Origin of the sequence: Paraburkholderia sp. 35.1, from assembly GCF_050436525.1 — a bacterium.
Classification (GTDB): domain Bacteria; phylum Pseudomonadota; class Gammaproteobacteria; order Burkholderiales; family Burkholderiaceae; genus Paraburkholderia; species Paraburkholderia tuberum.
The window spans coordinates 663,631-677,335 of the sequence record NZ_JBNDMJ010000003.1 but is presented as its reverse complement, the minus strand read 5'-3'; the positions used below and the strand labels follow the sequence as shown (position 1 = coordinate 677,335).

General features: G+C 60.8%; 11 protein-coding genes and 2 pseudogenes. 6 read left to right on the top strand and 7 right to left on the bottom strand.

What is annotated here, in order from left to right; genetic code table 11:
* Window positions 1-70: 70 nt before the first annotated feature.
* The 5 genes and pseudogenes from tnpA to OKW27_RS23090 all read left to right on the top strand — a co-directional run.
* Window positions 71-484, top strand: coding sequence for an IS66-like element accessory protein TnpA (tnpA, locus tag OKW27_RS23110; protein ID WP_090801995.1), 414 nt, complete (start codon window positions 71-73; stop codon window positions 482-484).
* Window positions 481-828: an IS66 family insertion sequence element accessory protein TnpB gene (gene tnpB, locus OKW27_RS23105; RefSeq protein WP_090801994.1), complete on the top strand. Its 348-nt coding sequence runs from the start codon at window positions 481-483 to the stop codon at window positions 826-828. The genes tnpA and tnpB overlap by 4 nt, the downstream gene beginning before the upstream one ends.
* 41 nt (window positions 829-869) lie before the next feature.
* Window positions 870-2,411 (top strand): IS66 family transposase, encoded by a 1,542-nt coding sequence (gene tnpC, locus OKW27_RS23100; protein ID WP_429334996.1) that lies wholly within the window; start codon window positions 870-872, stop codon window positions 2,409-2,411.
* Window positions 2,408-2,999, top strand: a pseudogene (locus OKW27_RS23095) (plasmid pRiA4b ORF-3 family protein). Before tnpC ends, OKW27_RS23095 begins: the two are co-directional and overlap by 4 nt.
* Before the next feature lie 39 nt (window positions 3,000-3,038).
* Window positions 3,039-3,977: pseudogene (locus OKW27_RS23090) on the top strand (NAD-dependent epimerase/dehydratase family protein); the annotation flags it as partial.
* Between the two features lie 244 nt (window positions 3,978-4,221).
* On the opposite strand, the gene OKW27_RS23085 reads toward OKW27_RS23090, so the two are convergent.
* The 7 genes from OKW27_RS23085 to OKW27_RS23055 form a co-directional block, all read right to left on the bottom strand.
* A complete protein-coding gene (locus tag OKW27_RS23085; protein WP_429334995.1) occupies window positions 4,222-5,610 on the bottom strand; it encodes an MmgE/PrpD family protein in 1,389 nt (462 codons plus the stop codon).
* A 421-nt stretch (window positions 5,611-6,031) separates the two neighbouring features.
* On the bottom strand, window positions 6,032-7,522 hold the full coding sequence (locus OKW27_RS23080; protein WP_429334994.1) for an aldehyde dehydrogenase family protein: 1,491 nt from the start codon (window positions 7,520-7,522) through the stop codon (window positions 6,032-6,034).
* 164 nt (window positions 7,523-7,686) lie between these two features.
* Window positions 7,687-8,436 carry an alpha/beta fold hydrolase gene (locus tag OKW27_RS23075; RefSeq protein WP_429334993.1) on the bottom strand — a complete coding sequence of 250 codons (750 nt, stop codon included), beginning with the start codon at window positions 8,434-8,436 and terminating at the stop codon, window positions 7,687-7,689.
* 271 nt (window positions 8,437-8,707) lie between these two features.
* Entirely contained in the window at window positions 8,708-9,508 is an 801-nt protein-coding gene (locus tag OKW27_RS23070; protein ID WP_429334992.1) for an SDR family NAD(P)-dependent oxidoreductase, read from the bottom strand.
* A gap of 57 nt (window positions 9,509-9,565) precedes the next feature.
* Complete coding sequence (locus tag OKW27_RS23065; protein ID WP_429334991.1) at window positions 9,566-10,411, bottom strand: maleate cis-trans isomerase family protein; 846 nt, start codon at window positions 10,409-10,411, stop codon at window positions 9,566-9,568.
* Window positions 10,404-11,441: a WD40/YVTN/BNR-like repeat-containing protein gene (locus tag OKW27_RS23060; protein WP_429334990.1), complete on the bottom strand. Its 1,038-nt coding sequence runs from the start codon at window positions 11,439-11,441 to the stop codon at window positions 10,404-10,406. Before OKW27_RS23060 ends, OKW27_RS23065 begins: the two co-directional genes overlap by 8 nt.
* A 23-nt stretch (window positions 11,442-11,464) precedes the next feature.
* Entirely contained in the window at window positions 11,465-12,127 is a 663-nt protein-coding gene (locus OKW27_RS23055; RefSeq protein WP_429334989.1) for a hypothetical protein, read from the bottom strand.
* Between the two features lie 576 nt (window positions 12,128-12,703).
* Here OKW27_RS23055 and OKW27_RS23050 point away from each other — a divergent pair.
* Entirely contained in the window at window positions 12,704-13,675 is a 972-nt protein-coding gene (locus tag OKW27_RS23050) for a sugar ABC transporter substrate-binding protein (RefSeq protein ID WP_429334988.1), read from the top strand.
* The last annotated feature ends 30 nt before the right edge of the window (window positions 13,676-13,705 follow it).

Genomic DNA, 13,705 nt, shown 5'->3' with positions numbered 1-13,705 from the left:
GCCGTATCGACGTCGACGTTGAGAGTGTCCAAAGTGATGCCCATCACTTCGAGTAGTGGGGACCACTTTGATGACAGAGATCGACTGTGCCGGGAGCCGCAAGGGGCGGCCGAATTACGCGCCTCAATTCAGGCGTGAAGTTGCGATGGCAGCGTGCGAGCCGGGCATCTCGGTGGCAAAGCTCGCGCAGTCGCACGGTCTGAATCCGAACATGGTGTTCAAGTGGCGCAGGCAGTACCGTGCTGGTCTGCTGGACAACAGGACGGTGAGCGAGACGGCAGTGTTCGTTCCGGTGGCGATGTCGCCGGATGATTCGATGGCGGTTTCGTCGCTACCGGTGCCGACAGCGCAATTGCCATTGCGCGCACAGGAAGCCGCGACTTCAGGTATCGAGATCGAGCTCAATGGCGCACGCGTGCGAGTGAGCGGGAAGGTAGACCCAGCCCAGCTGCGACTGGTGCTGCATTGCCTGAGGCCGGCATGATCGCGCTGCCGACCGGCACCCGCATCTGGCTCGCCGCAGGCGTCACCGACATGCGCCGTGGCATGGATGGTCTGGCTGCACTGGCGCAGGTGGCCCTTGAGCAAGACCCGTTCTCGGGCCACGTGTTTGCCTTCCGTGGTCGCCGGGGCGATCTGGTGAAACTGCTGTGGTGGAGTGGCGATGGAATGAACCTGTACGTCAAGCGCCTGGAGCGAGGCCGTTTTATCTGGCCGCAGGCCGACGCGGGATGCATCCATCTGTCGGCGGCACAACTGTCGATGCTGCTCGAAGGCATCGACTGGCGACGCCCCGAACGGACGTGGAAGCCCACATGCGCCGCGTAAATTTGCCCCCACTTCTGAACGTGCCTGGTAAACTCCCAGACATGCCAGTCAACCGACTCCCCGACGACATCGACACACTCAAGCGCATGCTTGTTTCGCGCGAAGAAACCATCGCGCGCCTGCTCGCCGAGATCTCGCGTCTGAAGCGCTGGCAGTACGGGCGCTCGTCGGAACGCATGGCAGAACTGACGGGACAATTGCAGCTCGCACTGGGTGACGGGACACTGCCGCAACAAGGTGCCGTGCCCGCATCGGCGCCAGAAGCGGCGTCGGATGAACCCGTAGACACGGCAGCGCCGGTGGTTCCACTGCGCCGCCGCTCGCGCGAATTCCCTGCGCACCTGCCACGCGAGGTGGTGGAGCACCGGCCACAGGGCTGCGACTGCCCCGAATGCGGTGGCCGGCTGCGCAAGCTGGGTGAAGACGCCTCCGAGATGCTGGACTACGTGCCGGGGTACTTCCGGGTGATCCGCCACGTGCGCCCCCGGCTGAGCTGCAGCCGTTGTGCGAAGGTCGTCCAGGAAGCGGCGCCGTCGCGCCCGATCGCACGTGGCATGGCCGGTGCGGGTCTGCTGGCACAGGTGATGGTCGCCAAGTACGCTGACCATATGCCGTTATACCGGCAGGTAGGAATCTATCGCCGTGCCGGCATTGAACTCGATCGTGCCACGCTGGCCTCGTGGGTTCGCGAGTGCGCCGCACTGCTGCAGCCGCTGGCGGATGCCGTTGGCCGGTATGTACGTGAGGCGCAGAAAATCCATACGGATGACACGCCCGTCCCGGTGCTGGAACCCGGACGCGGCAAGACACGTACGGCACGCTTGTGGACGTATGTACGCGATGACCGGCCGGCGGGCAGCCGGGCACCCCCGGCAGTCTGGTACCAGTACTCGCCCGACCGCAAGGGAGAGCGACCTCGTACGCATCTGCAGGGCTGGTCGGGCATCCTGCAGGCAGATGCCTTTAGTGGCTACGATGCGCTGTACCGCGATGGCACGATCATCGAGGCAGCATGCTGGGCGCATGTGCGGCGCAAGTTCTACGACCTGTACGAACTGGAGCGTTCGCCAGTGGCGCAGGAGGCACTCAGCCGCATCGCAGCCCTGTATGCCATCGAGCGCGAGGTGCGCGGCCGCAAGCCGGAGGTCCGGCAGTCCGTGCGCATGGCGCGGGCATTGCCGCTCGCAGGCACACTGAAGGACTGGCTGGAACATACGTTCGCGCAGGTCTCGGCGAAGTCGGGCCTTGGCAAGGCCATCCGGTATGCGCTGGGGAACTGGCACGCGCTGGTGCGCTACTGTGAAGACGGGCGCATCGAGATAGATAACAACACCGCGGAGCGATCGATCAGGCCGCTGGTTCTCGGCAGGCGCAACTATCTGTTCGCAGGTTCTGATGGCGGTGGACAGAGTGCGGCGGTCATCTACAGCCTGATCGGAACGGCACGCCTGAATGGCATCGAACCGTATGCGTATCTGCGTATGGTGTTCGAGCGCATCGCCGATCATCCCATCAACCGGATCGACGCGTTGCTGCCGTGGCATTTGATGCCGGTGGAGCAGCCGGTCCGTCAGGCTGCATGACGATGGCATCGACTCGCAAACCCGCGTTACGCGCGGTCAATTCACAGGTACCGGTCTACCAGCTGCGCATCGAGCTGAAGTATCTGAAGCCGGCGGTCTGGAGACGGGTACTGGTCCCTGCCTCGATCAGGCTGCCGAAGCTGCACGTCGTGCTGCTGTGGGCGATGGGCTGGGATGGCGGCCACCTGCACGAATTCGTGTTCGGCGACATCAACTACGGGGTGCCCGATCCGGACTTCCCGAGTGACCCACCGATGCTCAACGAAGCGCGGGTGAGCCTGGGCAAGGCGCTCGGTGCACTGAAGTCATTCACCTACATCTACGATTACGGTGACAACTGGCAGCATCGTGTGAAGGTCGAGAAGGTCTGACCCTCAGCTGCGCTCGCCCCTCTGCCTGGACGGCCGCAATGCCTGTCCACCGGAAGATGTTGGCGGCGTACCCGGCTACATCGAGTTCCTCGACGCGATCATCGATCCGGCTCATGACGAACACCAGCGGTTGCTCGACTGGTGCGGCGGTAGTTTCGATCCTGTTGCCTTTGACCTCCAGAGCGTCAACGAACGCCTCTTCGAAATCAAATTCTGATCGTCAAGGCGGCCTTCAAATGTCGCTTACCTCGGATCTCACATCGGTGAGTTACTGCTGGAGGCAGATGCTCGCGAAGTCGTCTTGCTGGATAACCTGGCCCTCGGGTCTCCCGACAATATTCAGTCGCTTCTGGCGGATGAGCGCTGCACGTTTGTGCGTGGCGACATCTTGCGTCTTAACGAACTCTTTGACCCCTTCACCTCTGCGGATGGCGCCTTCAATGTGGCCGGATTCCTGACGGCACCGATCGCCGCGAATCCGTGGATGGGCGTTGACGTAAACGTTCGCGGCGCACAGAACGTACTTGAAGCGTGCCGCTTGCAGGGCGTCAAGAAGATGATTTTCAGTTCGTCGACCGGTGTCTACGGCGGTCTGGGTGACGAACCCAACGACGAAAGCTCGCCTCTTCGCTGGGGCGACCTACCTCCCGCTCTTGTCCTTTACTGTACTTCGAAGGTAATGGGAGAAGGGCTCGCGCGCCTGTATCAACAGCGTTATGGGCTTGACTTCGTGGCACTGCGCTATTCGGCGATCTACGGCGAGCGACAACACAAGCGAGCCATTGATGCGACTCGGATGGTTGAGGCGTATGAGCGAATTCGATCGGGCCAGCCTCCCGTTATCCAGGGCGATGGAAACCAGTTGCAGGATTACGTGTACGTCGGCGACGTGGCACGGGCAAATTTGCTCGCCATGGAAAGCGATGTAAGCGGTGAAGGCATCAACATTGCGACGGGTGTGAACACTTCGCAGAGGGAAATCGTTGATCTCATGATCAAGTCCTGCCGGACCGACCTGAAGGCCGAATACCGCGATGACGCGACGAAGAAGGGGTCGCCCGCCACAAGGCCGGTTTTCAGTCGTGAAGCAGCGGCACGTCTGCTTGGCTGGGAGCCGGGCGTTTCGATCGAGGAAGGGATCTACCGGCTGGTCGAGTGGCTGGATAAGGAGCGAACTTCATCCAGGGCGGTCTAGCGTTAACGAGGCATTCGTGAAGCCGGTCGCTGCCGGCTTCGTTGTCCATTCTGCGATGAGGCGCTGGGCGTAATCCGGAGCCTCGCTGGCGGCACGGGCGCGAGACTGGCGTAGAAACAACTGGAGCGCCGACGGCCGGGCGGGAGGCGCTCCCTCTAGCTGGTCAAAAAATACGGTTTGCCTCGCTGGCATTGGCGCGGACCCTATCCCGCCACATATCAGGACCTCCCGCGCCGGGATCCACTTACGCCAGGCACCGAAGCAGTTCGGTGACGTCATCGAGCGATTCGAGTTGACGGACCATCTGCTGCACCTTCTCGATCTGGCCAGCCGACGGCGGCGTAGCGGCGAGAGCCGCACAGTTAGCGAACTTCCGCACGATGTTCTCCCAGGACATGGGCGCCTCAGGGCTTCCCGGCACCTTGGTGCCAATCTGACTGAGTCGCCGGCCGTCACGTGCGATGATCTCGACCTGTCCAAGAGGAAGTTCCATCTTCCAGTCAAAGGCGGGGTCGGCGATCGGGATGACCTTCTTCGAGACGGCAAGAACCTCCGGGCTCTGCAACGCGTTACCGGTGAAATCCGCGATCGTCACGTCGCGACGCACCGCCGCTACCGCTACGAGAAATGGCAGGCTGAACTTGGCGTCCACTAGCGTCGCAGGAGCTCGCCGGGAATCGAGCGGGCTGCACATGATCTCGTGATAATCGCCCACGTGGACGCGAATTTCCTCAATGTCTTCCGGCCGCAGGTTGTTGGCGGTGACCAGCTGGATCGTCGCGTAAATATGACTATGTGAAGGACCGACCGCCGGCCACGGTTTGTAAAGCGTGGTGTTGCCCGTATAGTCACTGCCCAACCCTTTCAACAGATTCTCGCGATCGTATCGGCCGCCAAAGTAAGTTTTGAAGAATCCATACTCTCCTTCAAACGCGGTCTGGGTACCTACGACTCCCTTTTCAGCCAGCAGGGCGGCAACCACCGCAGCCTTCGCCGAAAATCCCGCGTAGATGCAGCGCAGGTCTCCGCCGATTCCATAAACGACGTCCATGGTCCCGGCCGATTGCATGGACGCCACGCTCAGCGCGTTCGCCATCTGGGTACGGGACAGTCCGAGAAGCCGTCCCGCGGCAGCGGTAGCGGCGAACACGCCCAGCACTGTCGAGATGTTCCAGTCTTTACGCCAGTCGATATTGCGGCGCATGCGTGCAAAGATGTCCTGCCCCACGGCGATCGCCGTGATCATTTCTCGGCCCGACACACCACCTTGACGCTCCGCAATGGCGAAAGCCGCGGGGAGAATCGAACTCGTTGCGTGGGCGCCCCATGGGGTGAGGTCGTCGAAATCCAGGCAGTGTGCCATTGCGCCGTTTGCGAATGCGGCCCACGCGGCGGGAACGCGGTCCGCAAAACCCAGCACCGAACTCTCGGGCCGGCCGCCGTTTTCCCGAACAACATCGATAACGGTGCGAGCGACGGGCTCGACGCCACTCGCCGCCAAAGTGACACCGATCAGGTCGAGAAGACTCTTCTTTGCGGCATCGACCGCATCCGCGGGAATGCTTTCATATCGCGCGTCGACGCTGAAGTTGGCGAGGTCGAAACCAAGGTCTTGGAAAGTGGGTGTGGTCATTGTGTTGTACAAAAACGTTGAGCGGCTTCGTCGGAAAGAAACCGTGGTTCGTGCGCTCTTGCCGATAAGCCGGAGCAGCAGCGTGACAGGGCAAATCGGGCGCGCGATGGACGCGTCCGGCTTCCCTTGGGTGCATGGCAGCGTACATCAGAGCTCGCGGCGCGACAGGGCGCGACTTAGTCGCAGAATGTCAGGCAGCCCGAAATCGCCTACGTTCGGAAGACGTTCGCCGGTCGCGCTAGCTACTTTAGCCGCTATGCGCAGGGCGCTTGACCTCTCACGCAGGAGCGCTGCCAGCGCATCCTCAAGCACCTGCCGGTCGGCGTCCGAGAGGGCGCCTCCCTGGATAACTTCGTGAGCTTGCGACACGTTGCCCCCTCCATTTGCTTTTTCCGGATCAAGGCCTGATGCAGACGTCGACCTATCCGATATTCATGTACACGACCTTTTCATACAGGAATCCGTCGACATGCTCCGGACCGCCTTTCCAGCCGTAACCACTCATCTTGTAACCTCCGAATCCAACGCCGGGGTCCAGCGCGCCATAGCAGTTCACCCAGATCGTTCCCGCCTTGATCCGTTGCGACATCTGGTGGGCGGTGGACAGGCTTTGCGTCCATATTCCGCCTGCCAGACCGTAAGTCGTGTCGTTCGCGATCCTGATTGCGTCGTCAGCATCGTCGAACGGAATCACCGAGACAACCGGGCCGAAGATTTCTTCCCGGGCGATCCTCATATCGTTGTTCACGCCTGCGAAGATGGTGGGCTCAACGAAATAGCCTGCTTCCAGGTCTCCAGCAAGCCGCTTCCCGCCGCTGGTGAGTGATGCCCCTTCGTTGGCGCCGATGTCGATGTATTCGAGCACGCGGTCGAGTTGCTTGCGCGACACAAGGGGACCGAGGTTGACAAGCGGGTCGAGGCCGTTGCCGACCCGCAGTGTTTGACTGAATTCCTGGAGTTTCGACACGAACTCGTCCTGAATACTGCGTTGAACGAGCAGACGCGTTCCCGCCGTGCAGATCTGTCCGCTGTTGCCGTAAACCGCCATGGCCGCTCCGGGCACGGCGCTATCGAGATCGGCATCGGCAAACACGATGTCTGGCGATTTTCCTCCGAGTTCGAGTTGCACGCGTTTCATGTTGCCAGCGGACGCTTCGACAATTTTTCGACCTGTTTCCGTCGAACCGGTGAACGCTACGCGATCTACCTCCGGGTGGGCCGCCAGCGCCGCACCAGCCCCCGTTCCAAAGCCAGTGACGACGTTGACGACTCCGTCCGGCACGCCGGCTTCGAGCAGCAATTCCGCGACGCGCAGGGCGGTCAATGACGCGTCTTCAGCCGGCTTGAGGACTGCGGTGCAGCCTGTGGCAAGCGTTGGCCCCAGGATCCACCACTGGCTGACGAGCGGCGCATTCCAGGGGATGATGCCGCCAACAACACCGACAGGAGCCTTAATCTTGAGCGCGGTGAATTGGCCCGCAAAGGAGGTGGGCGCAGATTCGGTGGTTGCCGCCCGGGTCTGCGACGCATAGAACAGTATCGCTTGCGAGACGAAGGCCTTAAGCGCCTTCGTGCGCGACAGCGGTGCGCCCATGTCGAGGGTCTCGAGCAGTGCGAGTTCGTCGAAGTTCTTTTCAATCACATCGTGCACACGGAGCAGCAGGCGCTGTCGGTCATAGGGGGTCCAGCGGCTCCATTCGCCTTCGAAGGCGCGCCGTGCCGCGGCGACTGCTTCATCGATGTCGGTCTTGTCGCCCTCGGCCAGGCGGGCAATGACTTCCCCCGTCGCCGGGTTCACAGTATCGAATTCCTTGCCCGATGCCGACGGCCGCCATTTGCCGCCGATCAACAGGCGCTTGGATCCACCGATAAAATCAGAGCGGGGAATATCAATCTTCTGCGTCGCATCCATGAGTTGCCTCGAATATCGTTAATTAGGTTGTGAATCCTGTCCAGCGGAACCAGCATTTGCAATCGCCGGAGCGGATCCGCGTGCCGCTGCGGAAATACATTGCTATCAACGCAGCGCCGCTATTGCGGCGATGATCGTCTCGCGGCGAGAGTAATGCTTGTTCGTCAAGCGAAAAACGTCCTGAGGGCACTGGCGAGAGACTTGGGCGCCTGCACAGAAGGAATGTGGCCGCCGTCTATTTCCAGGAAGTGCGCGCCGTTCACACGCCGGGCAATCACTTCGATGTCTGCGGACCGTCGAACCAGGTCGTCGCGGCCGGAAATGAACACGGTGGGGCAGCTGATCGTTTCCAGCACGCCTTCGAAATTGACGTTCGTCAGAGCGCGAAGAATGTATGCGTAGCTGGTTGGGTCGTTACAGAGAAACCGCGCCACGTAGGCTTCATAGGCCTGCTTGTCCGTGCGAAGAAAGTCCGGATATGAGCGCCCGAGGGCGGACTCGACGACACCACGCATGCCCTTCGCGTCGGCCAGCATGGCGCGCTCGCGTAACACTTCTCCACTGCGGCCGGTGGCGTCTGTCGGCGGATTGATCGCAGCCAGGCGATGGACGCGCTGCGGAAAGCGTGCGGCAAGCGTGAGTGCAAGGCATCCGCCAATCGCAACGCCAGCGACATCCACTGCCTCGGTCACCGCAAGATGATCCAGCAAGAGAACAATGTCGTCGGCGAGTGTATCGAGCGTAATCGGTTCACGGATCTTCTCGGAGCCCCCGGAACCGCGCGCGTCGCATCGGATGATCCGCTGGTCCGTCGGCATGTGTTCAAGCACGGGGTCCCAGCTTTCGAGTGAACCGCCCATCTCGTGCAGCAGCAACAAGGGGCGGCCGCGGTCACCGGTTGAGGTGTAGCGCATGGACGCGCTTGGGAGGCGTACCCACCGAGGATTTGTGGAAAGGGTTCCGAGTGAGTCAGTAGGCGTCATTTTATGTACCGCGCACGGAATGCGACGGCCCTGGTAATCGTAATTCACGTGTGCGATGCCCGGAAGCGAATCATCGCGGTGGGTTCGCGCCGCTTGATGGCCAGTGCGCCGCGCACCTCGTTAAGCTCATTACTGGCGCGGGCGGCCGCCGAAGGTCGTTTCTCGCCACTTCAGCCGATGCGGCCCGGCGCTTCACAACCGGTCAACGCGCTACTTCAGCATCATCGCGCGGAGCACTGTGACCTGAGGAAAGCGCGACCTGACCACCGTCGATGTTCATGATCAACCCGTGAACATGGCTGGCGTCCGTGGATGCCAGAAACAGGACCGCACTGGCTTGCTCTTCGGGCTGTGCGGCATGGCCCAACGGAATGCGCGGTTCGCGCACGGCATAGTGCTGCGGATTCTTCGCAAAATCAGCCTTGGAAAGGTTGCTCCATGTCATGCCGGGACAGACGGCATTCACCCGAATGTTGTACTGGCCCCAGTCTACGGCGAGTGCTTTGGTCAGCCCCACTACAGCATGTTTCGACGCCACATACGACGCCGCATTCGGGAAACCGACAAGCCCTCCAATCGATGCGATATTGATGATTGCGCCCGCGCGGCGGGGAATCATCGATCGCGAAGCCACCGCCTGCGCCCAGTAGAAAGTGCCGTCCAGGTTGATCGACATGACCTGTCGCCACGCCTCGACCGACACTTGAGCGGTCGGTCCTCGCCGGACGATGCCGGCGTTGTTCACGAGGACGTCGATACGACCAAAGGCCTGCAGAACTGCGTCAACGTGCTCGTTGACCGTCGCCGGGTCGCTCACGTCACCCGTCAATCCCATCACGCGGCCGCCTTCCGACTCGATGGCTTTCACGGTTGCCGACACGGCATCCGGCGTGATGTCGGTAATGACGACCTGCGCACCTTCCCGGGCAAAGGCCTTTGCTGTGGCCAGGCCAATGCCGCTAGCAGCGCCTGTGACAACGACAATCTGATCTTTGAAACGCATGTGATGTCTCCTTTGACAAACTATTACCCTGCACCGGCCGGAGTTCTCCAGGCACGCTCAAGGCGGGGTGCCCTGTCTGGCTGTACGAGTTGTGGCGCCGACCCGATCTCCGTCAGAATCAGTCCCTTTCGCGGGGTCTGGATAGCCGCCCGAGGCGAGAGAGGCGATCTCATCAGCTAACGACTGGATTGACGACAGCACCGGCCGACCCAACTCCCGGCGCAGCTGTTCAAGTATTGAGAAGGTTGGTAGCTGCGCGCAGGCGATATACATGGCTTCGCAACTGTCGTTCATCGTCTTGCGCGCGAGCGACGCGACAGCCTCGGCGTCGATCCGACCCAGCTCTTCGGTGTTGGGCGCATAAAAGCTATCGAATGCGCCAACCTGGATGCCGGCACTGACGATGAATGCCTGGAGCTGTTCGTTGACCGCCTTCGAATAGGGGGTCACGAGCGCGATCCGCTGGACTCCGAGGTCGAGTAGCGCTGAAATCATTGACTGCGCAATGGTTGCAACCGGTTTACCTGTGATCCTTCTCAGATCTTCGGTTAGCTCGCGGTCACCAGCCGGTCCCAGGATAAAGCCCGCAGCCGTACATCCATACGCGACAACATCAATATCATTCGTGGCGAATTGCTGCGCCAATGCGAGTGCGTTTGCTTTGTAGGCCGGTAGCGTTTCCGTCGTGAGCAGCCCCTTCCCGCGCGGTATCCGTACCAGGTTGAGCGTTGTTCCTGCCGGCAGCCAGCGTGGCAATTCGCGTTCAACCGTGGTGTTGTTTTCCGGAATCATTACGCCTACGCGCAGGCCTTTCCGTGCAATGTTCACTGCAATCTCCTCCTGGCTCCGCGGCAACTCGCTGCGCGGGACCGAATTAACCAAAGATACGTCCGCGTCAAACATGAATCCTTGTTGGGGGCCGAGTGATGGAATGCTCGGCGCGACGGGTGCCGGCGGGAAGGGGGCGCCAATGCAGCGAGCGGATCTCTCCGAATTCATGCGGCATCCGAACCCAGGTTTCTCCGCCATCCTCGCTCCGGAAAAGCTGACCGAGGTTCGTGCAAGCAAACGCGAGCAAAGGGTGGGACTCATGCATTGCGACACACCAGGTCGTGCTGTTCAGAGAACCGGGCAATTGAACGTCAGCCCAGGTATCGCCGCCGTCCGGGCTGCGCAATAGACGGCCTTGGTCGCCCGGAGGTCCGTTGCCGTTAGCCAGGAAAACAATGGAAAGATTATCCGGTCGGACAACGACCGCTCGCGTGTACTGCCACGGCGAGTCGAGAGACTGGAAATGCCAGCTTTGACCATTATCGTTGCTGGTGTGTAGTCCGCGGTTCGTCGATGCCAGCAGGCGCTTGCGTCCATTCCTGTCGCGGGTCACGGCGATTCCGTGCACATCGTTTGAAACAAGACCCTCACTTACCATGGTCCAGGAAGCCCCACGGTCGTCGCTGCGATAGATGCCCCCGATTTCAATGGTTGCCCATACCGTGTTCCTGTCAATCGGGTCGAAGAGGATCTGCGTGACACGGGTGGGACCCATGTTCACCTCAGAAAACTTCGAGATGCCGGGAACGCTGAGTTCTTCCCATGTCGTGCCGCCGTTCTGACTGCGATAGAGCGCTGCCGGGCGAGTGCCCGCTAACAACACTTGAGGATCGTCGGGATCCTGCGTGATCGCCCAGACGTCAGTCATCGGGGATTGCAGCTTTGTCCAGCGCGCGGGCTCTTCGTTCCAACGATAGATGCCGTCATCGGTCCCCGCGAACAAATATTCCGGAAGCGCGGAATGGCTGCTCATTGCCCATACGCGGGTTTCCAGATACATCCCTGATTGACTGTTGGGATGAATCCAGTTCAACCCGAGGTCGTCGCTAAACCACACGGAGTGTCCGGCGGTGCCTGCATAGATTTGAAGTGGATTGTTCATGGTCGTCAGAGAGAAGGGTGCGTTTATTGAGCGTTGACTGTTGTATCAGGCAGCGCATTCATGTCCCGGTGCGCAGGCACCGGAGAAAAGACCCGCACAAGGTCGCACGCCAACGATGCCACGGCATAGCGCTCGGGCCTGATGATGTCGGTAGAAAACGCCTGCGTTGACTCGGCGATTGCAACGTAATCAAAGCCACCGTTGCTTTCGCCCACGAATCCCCGCACCTGAACCACTCCGGCCAACCTCGCGACCAGAGTCTGCAAAATCGCAGCGATCGCGTCGTCGCATCGCTCAGATGCGCCGCGCCAGACTATCAGCAGCAGCTCACTGGGCGGCCCCTTCGCGCCGGTCGGGCCATCGTCGGGCAATGCCGCAATCCGCGACCCGGCAAACCGCCAATGCGCACTCGCACCCGCAAGAATCCGCTTCGACCACGCGGAGAGGTTGCTTCCTGAGATTGCGAGGTACGCCGGGCTTTTAAGGACCGAAATATCGTCAAGGTCGTAGATCGCCAGATAGCGCGGCGACGACAGCTCGTTTTCAAATCGCAGCGCAGTCGCGAATCCGGCGATTCCCTTTCGCTCCGGAATGTGCTCCAGGTTCGCCCAGTCATTGAACTCGGCGTCGCAGCCTCGGGGGGCGTCCATCATCGTCAGCAGCAGTGCCTGGCTGGAAGGTGACATTGTAGTCTATGCCGTAAAGTAATCTCGAATAATGACATTCTACACAGAATGAAAGCCGGTGCAATCGGAATTTTCGTGGTATGAAGCGCTACTGGCTGCGCGATTCAGGACGCTCGGCCCCCGGCCAGCTATGACGAAAGGAACGCTTCGCGATTTTTGGCAGGAGCTCGGCGTGTCCTCTCGAAACAGCCGCCAAGCTCTGGATTCTGGCTTTAAAGGTCCGCAGCAGCCGGCTCACGGCTCGCCAGTAGATACCGTTCTCGGCCGGCCTGACAGAGATGGGAGCCAGCCGGATCCAGCCATCCTGACCAGGAGACGGATCGGGGCCTGGACGCTCCGGTGCAGCGACCCCCGTAACAACCCCTACTTGCAATGCGCCGATTGCTATATAAACTCCCGCTATACGAGATTAGTTACACGTTGACAGGTGGGGAGCACCGGCTTAGCGATGTAAATCGGCAAAAGGGTGTTGCTACGCCAGCCAGGCTGGGAGTCTTGGGGTCGCACCCGCCGAGGGCAAACAGTTCGTACCTTCCTAGAGAGTCTTGGCCTTTATTACATCAACAGGAGACAACAGTGAAAATCGCATTTTTAAAGACTGGAGTGGCGGGCATTGCGGTAGCGATGGCCCTTGTCGCCACCACAGCCGCGGCCAAGGAGATCACCTTGGGCATCGTGGCTGCCAACATGCAATACCCGTTCAACGCCGCTGCAGTGAGGGGCTTTCAGGCGGAGGCAAAGAAGCTCGGCGCCAAAACGGTTGTGCTCGACGGGAAGGGCAGCGTGGAAGCGCAGGGCAATGCAATCGATGACCTGATTTCGCAGAAAGTCGACGGCATCGGCTCCATCCTGCTTGATTCTGTAGTGGCAAAGACCTGGGTCGACCGCGCTGCCGAAAACAATATTCCGTTTGTTTCTGTTGGCGTGCAGGTGGGCGACCCCGACAAGGTTCCGCTCAGACAGGTGTACCCGAAACTCACCGCACTCGTCACGCGAGACGATGTCGAAAGCGGCGAGCTTGCTGGCGAGCTGGCAGCGAAGCTTCTGCCCAAGGGCCGCACGGCGAAGATCGGTATTGTCGAGGGCACAGCGGGGGTGGCGGCGGTCAAGCAGCGCACCCAAGGCTTCAAGGAAGGTCTTGCCAAGATGGGTGCGAAGTACGAGATTGTCGCGTCGCAACCAACGGACTGGACGGCGGAGCAGGGCGAGGCGGTCTGCCAGAATATCCTGACCGCCCATCCAGACGTAGACCTCTTCTTTGGACAATACGACGACATTGGCCTTGGGTGCAGCCGTGCAGTTCGCTCGGTTGGCTCTCATGCACAGATTGTCACCGCCGACGGCGGCTCCCGCCGCGGCATCGAGGCCATCAAGGTCGGCGACATGGCCGGCTCGGTGTGCTCAGAGCCTGAGACGATCGGCCGCCTCTCCGCCAAGGCGCTCTACGACGCGATCACGAACAAGAACACGCCGAAGGCTCAACTCATTATGTACAAGCAGATCGCCGTGACCAAGGCGAATCTCTCCGAATGTCAGCCTCAGTTCTGAAGCGCTAACGGGCACGACAGGTTCTCCTGG